The organism is Streptomyces sp. NPDC042201, from assembly GCF_055582185.1.
Window position 1 is genome coordinate 709422 of the sequence record NZ_JBVJDS010000001.1, and the last position, 16880, is coordinate 726301.

15 protein-coding genes are annotated in these 16880 nt (G+C 70.9%); 11 read left to right on the plus strand and 4 right to left on the minus strand.

The genetic code is table 11. From position 1 onward, the window contains the following. Nucleotides 1-26: 26 nt before the first annotated feature. A complete protein-coding gene (locus tag ACZ6MZ_RS03060; RefSeq protein ID WP_469349446.1) occupies nucleotides 27-2057 on the minus strand; it encodes a serine/threonine-protein kinase in 2031 nt (676 codons plus the stop codon). A 189-nt stretch (nucleotides 2058-2246) separates the two neighbouring features. On the opposite strand from ACZ6MZ_RS03060, the gene ACZ6MZ_RS03065 reads away from it, so the two are divergent. Beyond that, a complete protein-coding gene (locus ACZ6MZ_RS03065) occupies nucleotides 2247-2900 on the plus strand; it encodes a class I SAM-dependent DNA methyltransferase (RefSeq protein ID WP_469349448.1) in 654 nt (217 codons plus the stop codon). 1 nt (nucleotide 2901) lies between these two features. Here the strand turns inward: ACZ6MZ_RS03065 and ACZ6MZ_RS03070 are convergent, their stop codons facing one another. Continuing rightward, entirely contained in the window at nucleotides 2902-3540 is a 639-nt protein-coding gene (locus ACZ6MZ_RS03070; RefSeq protein ID WP_469349449.1) for an HD domain-containing protein, read from the minus strand. A gap of 120 nt (nucleotides 3541-3660) precedes the next feature. Between ACZ6MZ_RS03070 and ACZ6MZ_RS03075 the strand changes: the two genes are divergently transcribed. From ACZ6MZ_RS03075 to ACZ6MZ_RS03095, 5 genes are all read left to right on the plus strand, one after another. Then, entirely contained in the window at nucleotides 3661-4632 is a 972-nt protein-coding gene (locus tag ACZ6MZ_RS03075; protein WP_469349451.1) for a GlxA family transcriptional regulator, read from the plus strand. 171 nt (nucleotides 4633-4803) lie between these two features. Further along, nucleotides 4804-6159, plus strand: coding sequence for an aspartate aminotransferase family protein (locus ACZ6MZ_RS03080; protein WP_389789961.1), 1356 nt, complete (start codon nucleotides 4804-4806; stop codon nucleotides 6157-6159). Nucleotides 6160-6264: 105 nt separating this feature from the next. Next, a complete protein-coding gene (locus ACZ6MZ_RS03085) occupies nucleotides 6265-6948 on the plus strand; it encodes a GntR family transcriptional regulator (RefSeq protein WP_384191232.1) in 684 nt (227 codons plus the stop codon). Then, complete coding sequence (locus ACZ6MZ_RS03090) at nucleotides 6945-9554, plus strand: glycosyltransferase (protein WP_469349454.1); 2610 nt, start codon at nucleotides 6945-6947, stop codon at nucleotides 9552-9554. Before ACZ6MZ_RS03085 ends, ACZ6MZ_RS03090 begins: the two co-directional genes overlap by 4 nt. A 167-nt stretch (nucleotides 9555-9721) precedes the next feature. Beyond that, nucleotides 9722-10372: a hypothetical protein gene (locus tag ACZ6MZ_RS03095; protein WP_384191227.1), complete on the plus strand. Its 651-nt coding sequence runs from the start codon at nucleotides 9722-9724 to the stop codon at nucleotides 10370-10372. A gap of 110 nt (nucleotides 10373-10482) precedes the next feature. Here the strand turns inward: ACZ6MZ_RS03095 and ACZ6MZ_RS03100 are convergent, their stop codons facing one another. Further along, the gene (locus ACZ6MZ_RS03100) at nucleotides 10483-11301 is read right to left on the minus strand and encodes an SLATT domain-containing protein (RefSeq protein WP_469349456.1); all 819 of its coding nucleotides are present in this window, start codon (nucleotides 11299-11301) and stop codon (nucleotides 10483-10485) included. Between the two features lie 344 nt (nucleotides 11302-11645). Here ACZ6MZ_RS03100 and ACZ6MZ_RS03105 point away from each other — a divergent pair, with 344 nt between their 5' ends. The 3 genes from ACZ6MZ_RS03105 (at nucleotide 11646) to ACZ6MZ_RS03115 (ending at nucleotide 13329) form a co-directional block, all read left to right on the plus strand. Further along, nucleotides 11646-11981, plus strand: coding sequence for a YbaB/EbfC family nucleoid-associated protein (locus tag ACZ6MZ_RS03105; protein WP_384332645.1), 336 nt, complete (start codon nucleotides 11646-11648; stop codon nucleotides 11979-11981). Nucleotides 11982-12062: 81 nt separating this feature from the next. Then, nucleotides 12063-12662 carry a recombination mediator RecR gene (gene recR / locus ACZ6MZ_RS03110; RefSeq protein ID WP_384191224.1) on the plus strand — a complete coding sequence of 200 codons (600 nt, stop codon included), beginning with the start codon at nucleotides 12063-12065 and terminating at the stop codon, nucleotides 12660-12662. Further along, nucleotides 12655-13329: a DUF5063 domain-containing protein gene (locus tag ACZ6MZ_RS03115; RefSeq protein ID WP_469349458.1), complete on the plus strand. Its 675-nt coding sequence runs from the start codon at nucleotides 12655-12657 to the stop codon at nucleotides 13327-13329. The genes recR and ACZ6MZ_RS03115 overlap by 8 nt, the downstream gene beginning before the upstream one ends. Before the next feature lie 57 nt (nucleotides 13330-13386). Here the strand turns inward: ACZ6MZ_RS03115 and ACZ6MZ_RS03120 are convergent, their stop codons facing one another. Beyond that, on the minus strand, nucleotides 13387-13986 hold the full coding sequence (locus ACZ6MZ_RS03120; RefSeq protein WP_469349460.1) for a TetR/AcrR family transcriptional regulator: 600 nt from the start codon (nucleotides 13984-13986) through the stop codon (nucleotides 13387-13389). 94 nt (nucleotides 13987-14080) lie between these two features. On the opposite strand from ACZ6MZ_RS03120, the gene ACZ6MZ_RS03125 reads away from it, so the two are divergent. Next, the gene (locus ACZ6MZ_RS03125; protein ID WP_469349461.1) at nucleotides 14081-14530 is read left to right on the plus strand and encodes an anthrone oxygenase family protein; all 450 of its coding nucleotides are present in this window, start codon (nucleotides 14081-14083) and stop codon (nucleotides 14528-14530) included. 426 nt (nucleotides 14531-14956) lie between these two features. After that, nucleotides 14957-15445 (plus strand): MarR family transcriptional regulator, encoded by a 489-nt coding sequence (locus tag ACZ6MZ_RS03130; protein ID WP_469349462.1) that lies wholly within the window; start codon nucleotides 14957-14959, stop codon nucleotides 15443-15445. The last annotated feature ends 1435 nt before the right edge of the window (nucleotides 15446-16880 follow it).

Here is a 16880-nt window from a genome sequence, read left to right on the forward strand (position 1 = left end):
TCTCCCTTTGCGCGTCAGTCTGTGCGTCAGTCTTCCTTTGTGTACGTCAGGGACTCACCGTTGGAGGTCACTCGGCGCAGGCTGCCGTCGGACAGGATCGTCAGCTCCGTCGGGGTGCCCGGGGTGCAGGAGGACATGGGCTCGCCCGTGGTGACCTCGGAGGGGCCGATGCTGAGCGGCGCGTCGGAGACGGGAGAGGACGCCAACGGGGCCTCGAAGACGCAGTGGTAGCTGCCGCCGCCCCCGGCCGGTCCGTCCGCCGTCAGGGAGAGGACCGTATCGCCCACCTCGCCCTGCTCGATGACGAGTCGCCGGGTGCTGTAACCCGAGCTGGTGTCGACGCCGCCCGTCCATGTGCCCAGGTACTTCGTGGGCACGTCGCCCTTCTCGGCCGTGGATGTGGCGCCGGACGGTGTGGTTGAGGCGGACGGGGCGTCGACCGGGGGCTTCGGGGTCGTCGTGTCGGTCACCGCCGTCCCCTTGTCGTCCTTCGTGCCGTCGCTGCCCATGAACGCGTACACCGAACCGCCCGCGCCTATCGCGACGATCACTGCCACGGCGATCAGGGCGATGGTGCCGCGGGCGTTGCGCTGCGGGGGCGGGGGGACCGGCGCCGGGCCGTACGGGGGAGTGGGGCCGAAGGGCGCGTGGTACTGCGGGGACGGTCCGTACTGCGGGGACGCGCCGGGTGGCGGTGTCGGCCCGTGCGGCGGTGTCGGGCCGTATCCCGCCGGCGGATAGCCGTACGGCTGCGGTACCGGTGCCTGGCCGTATGCCGGAGGCAGCGCCGGAGTCTGGAGGGGAACCGGAAAGGGCGCCGGACCCGGCAGGGGAGCCGCAGCAGGAGCAGGAGCAGGAGCAGGAGCAGGAGCCGGGGCGGGGGTTGGGGCAGCGGCAGAGGCAGGGGGAGGGGTAGCGGCAGGGGTGGGGGTAGGAGCCGGGGTCGCGGCCGGGGCCTGGCCCCCCGTCGGCGCGGGCGCCGCCTCGGGGGCCGACCCGACCGGGCCCGCGACCGCCGGGCCTGCCGCCTCAGGGGTTGGCACCGCCGGCCCCGCCACCGCCGGCCCCGCCACCACCGGCCCCGCCACCGCCGGGCCCGGCTCGATCGCCGCCACCCCCGCCGTTCTCAGCTGTCCCGTCGGGTCCTCGTGTTCCAGCAACCGCACCGCGTGCTGGCCCAGTTGTGCCAGCAGTCCGCCCGGCAGCCAGGGCTCCCCGCCAGGACCCGCCCCCGAGTCCGACGCCTCGCCCACCCGGGCCAGGATGTCCTTCGTGGTCGGCCGCGCCGCCGGATCCTTGAGGAGGCAGCACCGCACCAACTCGGCCAGCCCTTCGGGGAGTCCGGACAGGTCCGGTTCCTCCTGGGCGATCCGGAATATCAGCGCGTGCGCCCCGGTGTCCGCCGCGCCGAACGGCAGCCGGCCCGTCGCCGCGTACGCCAGGACCGAGCCCAGGCAGAACACGTCGCACGCGGCCGTCACCCGTTCCCCGCGCACCTGTTCCGGCGCCATGAAGCCGGGCGAGCCGACCAGCGCACCGGTCCGCGTCAGACCTCCGTCGGTGACCGTCTCCAGCGCGCGGGCTATGCCGAAGTCGATGACGCGCGGCCCGTCGATCGTCACCAGCACATTGGACGGCTTGAGATCGCGGTGGATGAGGCCGGCCGCGTGGATGTCCTGGAGCGCGTGCGCGAGACCGGACGCGAGGATCCGTACGGAACGTTCCGGGAGCGGACCGTGGCCGCCCGAGACGACCGACTGCAGGGAGGGCCCGGCCACGTAGCCCGTCGCCAGCCAGGGCACCGCCGCCTCCGTGTCGGCGTCCAGGACGGGCGCCGTCCACGAGCCGCCGACCCGTCGCGCGGCGGCGACCTCCTGCCGGAAGCGGCTGCGGAACTGCTCCTGTTCGGCCAGCTCCTGGCGTACGAGCTTGACCGCGACCGTACGGCCCCGGTCCGAGCGCGCCAGATAGACCCGGCCCATTCCTCCCGCGCCGAGGCGCGCGAGCAGCTGGTAGGTGCCGATGCGTTGTGGATCTCCTGCTGCCAGCTTTTCCATGGCCGCGCGGCCTCTCCTCGTACCCGAGCGCCCAAGGAACCGCCAGCCATGTCCGTCAAACCGGTTCCCGAGGGCTACACCACTGTGACGCCCTGGATCATCTCGCATGACCCGGCCGGCCGCCCCCCGGCCTTCCTGGCTGTTGGGAGGCCCGCCGTCCGAGCGCTTCCGGGGAGTAGGGTCTGCCGCGTGACTGAGCCGTCCTACCTGCGCGAAACCCGGGCTTCGTACGACACCGTCGCTGTCGACTACGCCACGCTCGTGCCGCCCGCGTTCGAGGCCGACGTTCTGGGGCGCGCGATGCTGGGCGCGTTGGCCGAGCTCGTGCGGGCCGCCGGCAGCGGCCCGGTCGCCGACGTGGGGTGCGGCCCCGGCCATGTGACGGCGTATCTGCACTCTCTCGGGCTGACCGCGTTCGGCGTCGATCTGTCGCCGAGGATGGTCGAAGTGGCCCGGCGGGACCACCCGGGCCTGCGGTTCGACATCGGGACGATGACGGCCCTGGGGCCGGCGGACGGCGAACTCGGCGGCATCGTCGCCTGGTACTCCATCATTCACACGCCCCTGGACGTACTGCCGGCGGTGTTCGCCGAGTTCCACCGGGTGCTGGCTCCCGGAGGCCACCTGCTTCTCGGCTTCCACGTCGGCGACGAGCGGCGGCGCAAGGAGAAGGGATACGGCGACCACGAGATGTCCCTCGATGTCTACCTGCTCCCGCCCGACCGCATCGCCGAACTGGCAACGCGAGCCGGGTTCGTGGTGCACGCCACGCTGGTCAGCGAGCCGGAGAGTATGCGAGTTCCGCAGGCCTGCCTCCTGCTCCGCAAACCGACGGCGTCGTAGCTCACTCCGGCCAGGCCGAGTTCTCGATCACGTCGACGAAGTCCGTCCGTACGAACCCCGGGGAGAAGCGCGCCAGTACATCCGCCTTCACATTCCCGAAGGCCGTGTCAGGACGGTGCTCGATCCCCTCCGTGAACGCCTGCAGGATGCGCCGCTTGAAGTCCGGCCGCGGATGGGCCGCGACGACCTCTTCCCTGGTCTTCGACGGTACGTCGTTCAGCCCCATCCCCAGGACGTCGAACTCGACCCCGGCCGTGACGAGCGCGACCTCGGGCTCCATATGGGCCGGGATCTCCGGCGTCGTGTGCAGCGCGATGGCGGTCCAGACGATGCGCGCGCTCTCCTGGGACAGGCCGTGGCGCAGCAGGAAATCCCTCGCCGCGTCGGCGCCGTCGAGCTCGAAGCGCTGCTGGGAGCCGCGGTAGTCCTCGGTCAGGCCGAGGTCGTGGAACATCGCGCCGATGTAGAGCAGCTCGGGGTCGTACGCCAGCCCGCGCCGCTGCCCCTGGAGCGAGCCGAAGAGGAAGACCCGGCGGGAGTGGTCGTACAGCAGCGACCCGGTGGTGTCCCACACCAGCTCGGTGGCTTCCTTGGCGAGGCTGCTGTCGGGGATCTCGATACCGGCGATGCGCTCGGGCATGGCGGGATTCCTTTCGCGAGGGGCGTGTCTCCACTCTCCGCCCGGCCGCCCCGCCCTCGCCATGTCCATCCGGACGTACATCCCACACATACGGCCATGGATCCGGGCTAGCGTGGCCATATGCAGGGAAGAGAGCGCAAGGACATCACCGTGCTCGTGTACGACGGCGTTCGGCTGATGGATGTCGCCGCGCCGCTGGAAGTGTTCGGTACGGCCGCGGGGCTCGGCGGCGCGTACGCCCAGACGGTCTGCTCGGCGGACGGCGGTCCCGTCATCACCTCCACCGGCACGCGGCTGTACGCCGACGCGGCGGTGGCCGAGGTCGGCAGGACGCACACGCTCGTCGTCCCGGGCTCGGAGGACCTGCCGCACCACCCACCGCCGGCCGGGCTGCTCGACGCGGTGACCGGTCTGGCCGGCCGGTCCGCCCGCGTCGCGTCCGTCTGCACCGGGGCCTTCGCGCTGGCCGCCGCCGGGCTGCTGGACGGCAGGCGCGCGACCACGCACTGGCGGCACGCGGCGGTCCTGGCGCGGCGCTTTCCGGCGGTGACCGTCGACCCGGACGCGATCTTCGTACGGGACGGCCGTACGTACACCTCGGCCGGAGTCACCGCGGGCATCGATCTCGCGCTCGCCCTGGTCGAGGACGACGAGGGCGCGGACCTTGCGCGTGAAGTCGCCCGTGACCTGGTGGTCTTCCTGCAACGGCCGGGCGGCCAGTCGCAGTTCTCGGTCGCCGCGCGCACCCCGAGCCCGCAGCACGACGCGCTGCGCGGACTGCTGCGGGAGGTCACGGCGGATCCGGCCGCCGACCACTCACTGCCCGCGCTGGCCCGGCGGGGCGGGCTGAGCGCGCGCCATCTGACCCGCCTCTTCAACGAACAGGTCGGCAGCACCCCGGCGGCGTACGTCGAGTCCGTACGGCTGGAGGCGGCGCAGGCGCTGCTGGAGGCGGGGGAGAGCGTGACGGGCGCGGCCGGGCGCAGCGGTCTGGGCAGTGACGAGTCGCTGCGGCGGGTGTTCCTGCGGCGGCTGGGCGTGACGCCTTCGACGTACCGGGCGAGGTTCCGTACGACGGCCCCGGCGCCCTGAGCCGTCCGGCGCCCTCCCGGACATACGTGGGCGTCGACAGCGGCGCGTCGACACCGGTGCGTCGACACCCTCGCGTCGACACCCTCGCGTCGACACCATGCCCAGCAAAGTGCCTCACTCCATACAGCGTGGCCATACCGCCCCCCACCTGCGCCTCCTAACCTGGGCCGCATGAACCCTCTTGTCGACCCGCAGGCCGGCGCAGCCGTGAAGGCCGCAGACCGCGCGCACGTGTTCCACTCCTGGTCCGCCCAGGGCCTGATCGATCCGCTCGCCGTCGCCGGCGCCGAGGGTGCGTACTTCTGGGACTACGACGGCAACCGCTACCTCGACTTCACCAGCGGTCTCGTCTTCACCAACATCGGCTATCAGCACCCCACCGTCGTCGCCGCCATCCAGGAGCAGGCCGGCCGCCTCACCACCTTCGCGCCCGCCTTCGCCATCGATGTGCGGTCCGAGGCCGCGCGCCTCATCGCCGAGCGCACCCCCGGCGACCTCGACAAGATCTTCTTCACCAACGGCGGCGCCGAGGCCGTCGAGAACGCCATCCGCATGGCCCGTCTGCACACCGGCCGCCCCAAGGTGCTCTCCGCGTACCGCTCGTACCACGGAGGCACCTCCACCGCGATCAATCTGACCGGTGACCCGCGCCGCTGGGCCTCCGACAACGGATCGGCCGGGGTCGTGCACTTCTGGGCGCCGTTCCTCTACCGCTCGCCGTTCTACGCCTCGACGGAGGCGGAGGAGTGCGCCCGCGCGCTGGAGCACCTCGAAGCGACCATCGCCTTCGAGGGCCCTGCGACCATCGCCGCGATCATCCTGGAGACGATCCCGGGCACGGCCGGCATCATGACCCCGCCGCCCGGCTATCTCGCGGGCGTACGGGAGATCTGCGACCGGCACGGCATCGTCTTCGTCCTCGACGAGGTGATGGCGGGCTTCGGCCGTACGGGCAAGTGGTTCGCGGCGGAACACTTCGACGTCGTCCCCGACCTGCTGACCTTCGCCAAGGGCGTCAACTCCGGTTACGTCCCGCTCGGTGGCGTCGCCATCTCCGCGGCCATCGCCGACACCTTCGCCACCCGCCCCTACCCCGGCGGACTCACCTATTCCGGCCACCCGTTGGCCTGTGCGGCGGCCATCGCCACGCTCCAGGTGATGGCGGACGAGAAGGTCGTCGAGAACGCCGCGCACATCGGCGAGACGGTCCTCGGCCCGGGGCTGCGCGAGCTGGCGGCCCGTCACCGGTCGGTGGGTGAGGTCCGCGGTACGGGCGTGTTCTGGGCCCTCGACCTGGTCAGGGACCAGGAGACCCGCGAGCCGCTGGTGCCGTACAACGCGTCGGGTGAGGCGAACGCCCCCATGGCCGCCTTCGCCGCCGCCTGCAAGAAGAGCGGCCTCTGGCCCTTCGTGAACATGAACCGTACGCACGCGGTCCCGGCCTGCAACATCACCGAGGCGGAGGCGAAGGAGGGGCTGGCGATCCTGGACGCGGCGCTGTCGGTCGCGGACGAGCACACCGCGTAGGGCGGAGTTCGCGGACCGGGCCCGGTGCCACCCGGCCCGGTCCGTCCCACCTCGTCCCATCCGCTGCCTTAAGGTGTCGGAAGCCTGACGAGGGGACCGAAGACCATGCCCGCCAGCGGAGCCGTGACCCGCAATACTCTGCGGCAGCAGATCGCGGACGCGCTCCGTGACGAAGTGCTCGCAGGGCGTTTACTGCCGGGGCAGGAGTTCACGGTCAAACAGATCGCCGAGCAGTACGGAGTCTCCGCGACCCCCGTCAGGGAGGCGCTGGTCGACCTCTCCGCACAGGACCTGCTCGACTCCGACCAGCACCGCGGCTTCCGGGTCCACCAGTTCTCCATCGCCGACTTCCGCGACATGGTCGAGGCACGCTCGTTGATCGTGGACAGCGTCTTCCGCAAGCTGGAGGGCGAACACCTCGCGGGCCGGGCGCACGGCGCGGCGCTGGTGTCCGTACGCCGCAGGGCCGAGGAGTCCGCGCGTGCCGCCAGGGGCGGGGATCTGAACGTACTCATCGGCTACGACCTGCGGTTCTGGCGCGAGTTCGGCGCCCTGGTGGCCAACCGCTACGTCGCGGACTTCCTGCACCGGCTGCGCGTCCAGGCCTGGGTGTTCTCCGTACCCTTCCTGCGCGAGGACACCGAGGGCGGGAAGTGGCTGTGGAGCGGACATGAGCGCGTGGTCGACGCCCTCACCCTCGGCGACGCGGCGGCGGCGCGTGCCGTGATCGGGGAGTACGACGACCATTCGCTGGAGTGGGCGGACCGGCTGGAGCGTTCGCAGCGGTGAGGACGGACGCGGCGAGAGCGGGCCTGGGCGAGGACGCGGTGAGCGTCGATCTGACCGTCGTCGTACCGGCGTACAACGAGGAGCGGCGGCTGCGCCCCACCCTGGACGCCATCTGCGCCCATCTGCGCGCGGATCCGGACCGCTGGGGCGAGTGGGAGCTGATCGTCGTCGACGACGGTTCGTCGGACGGCACAGCGGGGATCGCCGCGGCGGCCGCGGCCGACGAGCCGCGTATCCACGTGGTGACGAGCAAGGGCAACCGCGGCAAGGGGCATGCGCTGCGCCAGGGCGTCCTGGCCTCGTACGGCCGGCGCGTGCTGGTGACGGACGCCGACCTCGCGACACCCATCGACGAGCTGGACCGGCTCGACAAACAGCTCACGGCCGACGGTGGCGGCGCGGCGATCGGCTCCCGCGCCCATCCCGACGCGCGGATCGAGGTGCGGCAGCTGGCGCTGCGCGAGTGGCTCGGCCGCCTCGGCAACCGGCTGATACAGCTCGTCGCGGTCCACGGCATCAGCGACACCCAGTGCGGCTTCAAGCTGTTCGACGGCGAGCAGGCGCGGGCCGCCTTCGCCGACTCCCGGCTGGACGGCTGGGGCATCGACGTCGAGATACTGCGGTTCTTCCGGCGGTCGGGCTGGCCGGTGACGGAAGTCCCGGTGCGCTGGTCGCACCAGCCGGGGTCCAAGGTACGGCCGCTGGATTACGGCAAGGTGCTGCTGGAGCTGGTACGGCTCAGGGCGCGGGGGACGCTGGGGACGCGGGGGACACGGGGAGCCCAGTGGGCTCAGCGGCTCCACCGGGGCCGGCGTACGGATCTCGCGGTGGCCGGGCTCTTCCTCCTCGCCTCGTTCTTCCTCTACAAGGGCCTGTGGGCGGACCTCGACCACACGTATCTCGCCGACGCGGGGTCGGACCAGAACCAGTGGGAGTGGTTCTTCAGGGTCACCGCCGACAACGTCGTGCATCTGCGCAATCCGCTCTTCACCACCCTCCAGAACTTCCCCGACGGCGTGAACCTGATGGCGAACACCGTCATGCTCGGGCTCTCCGTACCCCTCACGCCCGTCACGCTCGCCTTCGGCCCGACCGTCACCTGGGCGCTCGTCCTCACCCTCGGTCTGACGGCGACGGCGGTCGCCTGGTACTGGCTGTTCGCGCGCCGGCTCGTCAGGAACCGCTGGGCGGCCGCCCTCGGCGCGGCCCTCGCCGCGTTCGCGCCGCCGATGATGTCGCACGCCAACGCGCACCCCAACTTCCTTGTCCTCTTCATGATTCCGGTGATCATCGACCGGGCGCTGCGGCTGTGCGCGAGCGCGGCTGCGGTGGTGGAAAAGGCGCCGGACGGGGCGGCGGACAAGGGGACGGACAAGTCGGCGGACCAGGGGCGCCGGGTCGCACGGGACGGGGTGCTGCTCGGCCTCTTCGCGACGTACCAGATCTTCCTGGGCGAGGAGCCGCTGCTGCTCGCCGCGATGGGGATGCTGCTCTTCGCGCTCGCGTACGCGGTCGTGCGCCGCGATGTGGCGCGGGCGGCGCTGGGGCCGCTGCTGCGCGGGCTCGGATTCGCGGTGCAAGTCTGTCTGCCGCTGCTGGCGTTCCCGCTGTACTGGCAGTTCTTCGGCCCGCAGAGCTACCACAGCGTGCTGCACGGCGACAGCGCCGGGAACAGCCCGCTCGCCTTCCTGGAGTTCTCCGGGCGCGCGCTCCTCGGCGACGAGACGACGGCCGACGCGCTCGCGATGAACCGCACCGAGCAGAACGCCTTCTACGGCTGGCCGTTGATCGCCCTCGCCTTCGGGATCGTGGTGTGGCTGTGGCGGCTCGCCGTGGTCAGGGCACTGGCGTTCACGGCGGTCGCGGCGGCGCTCCTGTCGCTGGGTCCGAAGGTCCGTATCCCGTTCACGGACGTGGTGCTGCCCGGCCCTTGGCGGGCGCTCGCCCATCAGCCGCTCTTCGAGTCGGTCATCGAGTCCCGGGTCGCGATGATCTGCGCGCCGGCGCTGGGCGCGCTGGTGGCGCTGGCGGTGGACCGGCTCGGCGACCGGCTCGGGGACGTATCGCGGCGTACGCACCGGATCGTCGGACTCGCGGCGGTGGCCGCGGCCCTGCTCCCGATCCTGCCGACACCGCTGCCGGTACGGGACCGCGTGGACGTACCGCCGTTCATCGCCGAGGGGATGTACCGCTCGTACGTCTCCGAGGGCGAGACCCTCGTGCCCGTACCGCTGCCCGACCCGGGCGGCGCGGAGGCGCTGCACTGGCAGTCCGCGACCGGCCTCGGCTTCTCCGTGCCCGGCGGCTATTTCAACGGGCCATGGGGCGAGGACCGCAGAGGCATCTACGGTGCCCCGGCCCGCTACACCTCGAACCTCCTGCGCGATGTCCGCTACAGCGGCCAGGTCCCGACGCTCGGCGACGACTGGAAGGCGCAGGCGAGCTACGACCTCGCCTTCTGGAAGGCGGGTGTGGTGGTGCTCGCGCCGCAGGCCAATGACGCGGCGCTGTACGAGACGCTGGAGAAGCTGCTCGGGCGCCCGGGGAAGCGGATCGGCGGGGTATGGATCTGGGACCTGCCGCCTGCCGCGGGAGGTTCAGGATGACGGGATCGGCCGCTGCCGGATGACTCGATTCGCCGATGCCGGACGACGGGACTCGCCGGTGGTGGCTGACCGGGCTCTTCGCTGAACGTGCCCGCCGCACTACGCTGTCCCGACCATCGCGACCATCGCGCGCACGCGTACGAACCCCGTTGGAGAGCGAGCCTCCCTTGGCCTGTGACCTGTGGTTGGTCCCCCTCGTCGATGTGCTGTGCCACAGCCCCGACAATCCCTTCGCCGAAGAGATCGCCGTTTATGACAAGGCGCTCGGCGACGCCGGGCTGCCGTCCGTTCCTGTCTTCGCCTATATGCCAGGCCTTTCGGGGGACGTCGCCCCGGTCGCCGGCTTCGACTACGACGCGCTGCACTTCCTGCGGCGGGTGTATCTGCTCCAGCTCTGCGGCCTGGCGGTGACGCCGGTCGGCGAACTGGGCGGTGACTACGAACAGTTGCTGGAGATGTTCGAGTCGACGGCCCAGCAGTCGCATCTGGTCTGGCACTACGACCACGCGGGCGCGTACGTCCCGGTGGACTTCGCCGCGCCCCTCTCGAACGAGGAACTCCTCGCGGGCGGTGGCCCGCTGGGCTCCACGCAGGGCCTGCTGCGTGAGCTGGAATTCGTCGCCGCGTCGATCGGCATCGACGCGGCCAACCCCCCGGCCGCCCCGACCCCGCCCGAGCGCCCCACGTCCCTGGAGGAACCGGCGACCTCGATCCCGTACGACGACAGCCCGTTCGCCAGGGAACGCCACGTCTGGCTGGGCCTGCACGCGGCGGCCACGAGGAGCCTCGGCCAGGGCTCGATGATCGTCTTCAGCTGACCGAAGCGGTCGGCAGCTGAGAAGGAAAGGAAGGGGGCCGACGCGATCCGCGCCGGCCCCCTTCTGCGCAGGAGGGCCCAAGAACCAGATGCTGTCCGACCGGCCAGGGCCTAGCGCGGCTGCTCCGGCGGTCGTTGCCTGGGCATGTTCGGGCGGGAGCCCGGGGGGAGGGGGAAGCGGCCAGGGGCCGGCAGGGAGCCGTCACCCCGCGCCCCGCCCATCGGCATCGACTGCATCACCAGGGGCGCCGGGCCGGAGCGGAACTCGACCATCCAGTCCGCCGTCTCCGCCCGTACCAGCTCCGTCACGTCCTCCGTGAACCTCCGCAGCACCCCGAGGCACCGCTCCGCCGCCTCGCTCGCCGTGCCCTCGGTCGGGCCGAGAACCTCCCGTACGCACTCCGACGCCCAGTCGAACTGCAGCGTCTGCAATCTGCGTTGCACCGCCTGGGCGGTCGCGACCGCGCGCATCCACCCGGACGTCAGCCCGAGGTACCGGTCGCACCCCAGACACGCCGCGCCCAGCAGCAGCGAGAGATATCCCCAGCCCGCCGCGCCGGGCAGCGCCCCGGTCAGATCGAGCAGCGGCAGCGCGGCGCCCGCGGTCACCCCGAGGGCCGTGGCGACGCGCAGGACGCGCGCGACGCGCCGTTTGCGTAAGCGGTCGGACAGATACCACTCGACTGTGTGCAGCGCCCCCAGCTCCACCCACTGGTACAGCTCGTCGAGCTGTTCCGCCGGCTCCCCCCAGTCCCCGAGCGGGAACGGGCCTCCGGTCAGATCGCCGTGCGGCGGGCCGCCGTCGCCGGCTCCTTCTCCGTACGCGGCGTCACCGTGCGTGGCCTCGGAGGGGGCGTCGGACGGGGTGTCGGACGGGGTGACCCGGTCCTCCCGGGCGGTGCCTCCGGGCTGCATCTCCGGCTGGCTCACCTGGGCGCTCCTCTGGGGTCTGCTGTGACTCTGGGTGACGGAAATGCCTCGGTGGCCATCGCACGACGCGTGGTGACGCACGTGGTGGCACAGGGTGATGCGCGTGGCGACACGCATGGTGACGCGCCTGGTGACGCGCCTGGTGACGCGCATACATTCCTACCGCCGAATGGCGGGCCGCGTGCCCGAAATCCCGGTATTTACCCCTACGCGAGGGTGTTGATCAGGTGGAGGAGCCGGGAGGCTTCACTCGAAAGAGTTGGCACCCTCGGGTGGGGCGAGGTGCTCGGTGACCACGTAGGCTCGGCTTACAGGTACATCGTCGTCGAATGCCAGGAGTGACCGTGATTCCCGGTGGTGGTCAGCCCGATATGCAGCAGCTGCTCCAGCAGGCCCAGAAGATGCAGCAGGACCTCGCACAGGCGCAGGAGGAGCTGGCGGCGACCGAGGTCGAGGGCCAGGCGGGCGGTGGCCTTGTGAAGGCGACCGTCAACGGCTCCGGCGAACTGCGTGCCCTTGTCATCGACCCGAAGGCCGTCGACCCGGAGGACACGGAGACCCTCGCGGACCTCGTCGTCGCCGCCGTCCACGCGGCGAACGAGAACGCGCAGCAGCTCCAGCAGGAGAAGCTGGGCCCGCTCGCCCAGGGTCTCGGCGGTATGCCGGGTCTCCCCTTCTAACAGCCCGCGACACCAACTAGCGTACGTACCGCGTACGGAGCACAGCACCACAACCGCACAGGCAGCAGGAAAGGCAATCCGTTGTACGAAGGCGTGGTTCAGGACCTCATCGACGAACTGGGCAGGCTGCCCGGCGTCGGTCCCAAGAGCGCGCAGCGGATCGCCTTCCACATCCTCCAGACCGAACCGACCGACGTCCGCCGCCTCGCCCACGCCCTCCTCGAGGTCAAGGACAAGGTCCGGTTCTGCGCCGTGTGCGGCAATATCGCCCAGGAGGAGCGGTGCGGCATCTGCCGTGACGCGCGGCGCGATGTGACGGTGATCTGTGTCGTCGAGGAGCCGAAGGACATCGTCGCCATCGAGCGCACCCGCGAGTTCCGCGGGAAGTACCACGTGCTCGGCGGCGCGATCAGCCCCATCGAGGGCATGGGCCCCGACGATCTTCGGATCCGCGAGCTGCTGACCCGTCTGGCGGACGGCACGGTCACCGAACTGATCCTGGCGACCGACCCCAACCTGGAGGGCGAGGCCACCGCCACCTACCTCGCACGCATGATCAAGCCGATGGGTCTGAAGGTCACACGCCTGGCCAGCGGTCTGCCCGTGGGGGGCGACCTGGAATACGCTGACGAGGTCACGCTCGGGCGTGCCTTCGAGGGGAGACGACTTCTCGATGTCTGACGCAACACTGCACGCCGTCAATCAGGATCCGGACGACTTCGCGGTCCAGATCGCCGACCAGATCGAAAGCTTCATCGTCGCGGTCACGGAAGTGGCGAAGGGCGACGAACCCGACAGTGCCGTACCGTTTCTGTTGCTGGAGTTCTCCCAGCTCATGCTGGCCGGCGGCCGACTGGGCGCGCACGAGGACATCCTTCCCGACGAGCGGTACGAGCCCGATCTCGGCCCGGAGCCGGATGTCGACGATCTGCGCGAGCGCTTCGCCGTGATCCTTGAGCCGATCGATGTCTACTCCGAGGTCTTCGACCCGTACGAGCCCCGCAAGGCGCCCGTCGCGTCCCGTATCTCCGACGACATCGCCGGCGTGGTCACGGACCTCCGCCACGGCTTGGCCCACTACAGCGCGGGCCGGACGACCGAGGCGCTGTGGTGGTGGCAGTTCTCGTACTTCTCCAACTGGGGCTCCACCGCCTCAGCCACCCTCCGCGCCCTCCAGTCCCTGGTAGCCCACGTCCGCCTCGACCAGCCCCTCCCGGCCCTCGACGGCTTGGACACGGACCAGGACCTGAGCGAGGACGCGCTGGCGGAGGAGGCGGGCAAGGTAATGGCAGAAGAGATCGCGGCCCCGCTGGGCCTACGGACACAGGTGGCAAGCCCCCTCGCCTGACGACGTCGGTGACCCGCGGCTCCGAGCCGGGCGTCACGGGCGCGCAGCCCCCAGGGACTACTGCCCGGGGGGCTGCTCCTCGGTGCCGACGAAGCGGTTGACCAGGAGCGTGATACGGCTAGGAATCCGGTCGGCGGGAAGCCGGCCGGCGCGGGTGAGGGTGATCAGGCCGTGCAGCGCGGCCCAGAAGGTCTCGACGAAGAGGCCGGGCTCCTCGTCCGGGCCCGCGTGCGCCACCAGCGGGTCCAGCAGGGCCTGGAAGGCCTCGCGCAGGGGCGCGGGGGTGGCCTCGGCGGCGAAGGGGAGGCCGTTGTCGAGGCTGAACATCGCGTCGTACAGAGCCGGGCTGCCGGTGGCGAAGTCGGTGTAGGCGTGGGCCAGCGCGGCCACAGCCGGCCGTCCGGCGGGCTGCTCGACCACCGCCGCGCGCAGGGCAGCGGTCAGCTCGGCCATGCCCTCCAGGGCGACCGCCCCGAGGATCTCGCGCTTGCCCCGGAAGTGGCTGTAGAGGACAGGCTGGCTGTACTCGATCCGCTCGGCGAGCTTGCGCGTGGTGACCGCGTCCCAGCCCTGGGCCTCGGCGAGCTCCCGGGCCGTGGAGACGATCAGCTGATGGCGGTTGGCCCGCTCTCGTTCCTTGCGTTCCTGTGCAGACATGCCCCGATTCTAGCATCGCTAGACAAACGAGCAGTGACACGTCTAGCATTGCATCAGAATCTAGCGCTGCTAGAACAAGCCCTGGGGAGGGGTCATGCAGAACGCATTGGCGGTCGTCACGGTAGTCGTGGTCGGAATGATGGTGGGCGTGGAGTTCGCGGTGGCGGTGTTCGTCAACCCGATTTTGGACCGGCTCCCGGACGACAGCTGCATCGCCGCCCGCAGCGACGGGGCCCGGGTGCTCGGCCGGGTCATGCCGGTCTGGTACATCGGCTCGATGGTGCTCGGCGCGGTCTGGGCCGCCGTGGCCTGGGGAGGCGCGGGCGCTTCGCTGGTCATGGCGGCCACCGCGCTGCTGGCGGTGAGCGTGGTGATGTCGTTGCTGCTGCTGGTGCCGATCAACAACCGGGCCAAGACCTGGACCGCGGAGGGCAGGCCCGCCGACTGGAAGCAGCAGGCGGGTCGCTGGGACCGCTACCACTACGTCCGGGTGGGCGTGATCGTGCTCGCCTTCGCCCTGTTCGCGGTCGCCCTCAACCGGTGACGGCGTCGGCGCCGTAGAACGGCCGGGCACGTCGCGCCAGTTCCGTTCTGCCCAACGACCCGTCAGGTACGTCTCGGGGTACGGCAGCGCCGGACCAGGTTGAGCACCGCTTCGAGCACCGGAGTGCCGGCAGCGGCCGGTGCCGCCGGGAGCCGGATCCCAGCGCGGCAGTGGAATGGGGCGGCCCGGCTCGGCTAAGCGTCAGGCCGTCATCAGCTGTCTGAGCTGGGGTTGTCGTCTGCGAGTCAGGACCGAGGGGTATTCGGGGCAGGCCGGGTCGTGTTGATCACGGTGGGGCCGCCCCTTTCTGTGTGAGTGTCGCGGTTGCGGGTCGGGCGTCAAGGGCGCTCCTCCGTCGCGTCGGCTACGCCGATTCCGCTCCGCTCCACCCGAAGTCGGAGCGTTGGGGGGATATAGCGTCGCATCATGAGACCGCCGACTGGCACCACCACCGACCAGGCGCCCGCTGATCCGGCCGCCACCGACGACATGCTGGCCACCCAGCCCGTCGGCTACTGGAGTGGCCTCGCCCACGCGGCCGTCACCCGGCATCTGCGTGACGCTATGGCCAGGATCGACGTCACGCAGCTGCAGTACTGGGTGCTCAACCGGGTGAACGGGCCTGCGGCGCCGAGCCGCGAGGAGGTCGTCATCCAGCTGACGCCCCTCGCGGACGGGCCGCACGAGATCGCTCGCGTCATCGACCAGCTGTTCCACCGCGGCTGGCTCCAGGTCGACGCCGGGCAGCGCCTGCAGCTCACAGACGCCGGGGAGGCTGCCAGGGTGCGGCTGCGCGAGCTGGTGACCGAGCTGCGCGCCGTGGTCCACGAGGGCATCAGCGACGAAGAGTACGTGGCGGCGCTCAAGGTGCTGCGCAGGATGGTCGCCAACGTCGAGGACAACGGGGATTCCTAGGTTCTGCGGGGTTGTTGTCTGCGGGTCGGGGCCGGGGGGTATTCGGGGCAGGCCGGGTCGTGTTGAGCACCGTGGGGCCGCCCCTTTCTGTGTGAGTATCGCGGCTCCGGGCCGGGCCTCAAGGGCGCTCCTTCGTCGCGTCGGCTGCGCCGATTGCGCTGCGCTCCACCCGTGACCCCCGTCCCTCCACCGCAAGTGACTCTTTGAGGGGGGCGGCCGGGGGGAGGGTTCCCCGGGGGGCTTGGTTCTGGGCCCGGGCCCTTTGCCGTCCTGAGGTCTGTGGGTGGTCTGCGCGGCAGTGGAATGGGGCGGCCCGGCACCGGCTCAGCGGCAAACCCTTATCAGCTGTCCGAGGCACAAGCAGGTGTCTGAGCTGGGGTTGTTGTCTGCGGGTCGGGACCGAGGCGTACCCGAGGCGGGCCGGGTTGTGTGGTCCGGGTGGGGCCGCCCCTTTCTGTTTGAGTGTCGCGGTTGCGGGCCGGGCGTCAAGGGCGCTCCTGCGTCGCGTCGGCTGCGCCGATTGCGCTGCGCTCCACCCTTGACCCCCGTCCCTCCACCGCAAGTGACTCTTTGAGGGGGGCGGCCGGGGGGAGGGTTCCCCGGGAAGGCTCGCAATTGGCCGAGGCGCTTTGCCGTCCTGGGGTCGGGGGGTGGATTGCGCGGCAGTGGAATGGGGCGGCCGGGCTCGGCTTAGCGACCAGCGACCGTCCCTGGCCGAGGCACAAGCTGGTGTCTGAGCTTGGTGCGTGGTGGGGTGGGTGTGACTCATGGGACGGAAGTGGGTTGGTAGAGGCCCCGTTTGTGCCCGAGGATCCGCTTAACGCAACCCCTGGCGCATGACAGCCCTCCTGAGACCCCAAACGGCTGGGCATATGGGGCATATCGGATGGCCGAAGGAGACTCGCCGCCCCAGTCGGATTTCCGCTGCACATGCGGCCCGCTCTCGCCCACCGGGCCGGGAGGTGGCTGGCGCGCAGGCGGGGTTAAGTGCGACGGGTCGACATGATGCCCTGTATATCCCTATTTACCCCGCCTTTCGGTCCCCTCACTGATCGGCTATGCGTCAGAGAGTGCGTTAAGCGAGTCCCCCGGCACATGCGAGCCCTCTACCGGCCCACTTTCGTCCCATGAGTCACACCCACCCCACCACCCACCAAGCTCAGACACCTGCTTGTGCCTCGGACAGCTGATAAGGGTTTGCCGCTGAGCCGGTGCCGGGCCGCCCCATTCCACTGCCGCGCAGACCACCCACAGACCTCAGGACGGCAAAGGGCCCGGGCCCAGAACCAAGCCCCCCGGGGAACCCTCCCCCCGGCCGCCCCCCTCAAAGAGTCACTTGCGGTGGAGGGACGGGGGTCAAGGGTGGAGCGCAGCGGAATCGGCGCAGCCGACGCGACGCAGGAGCGCCCTTGATGCCCGGCCCGCAACCGCGACA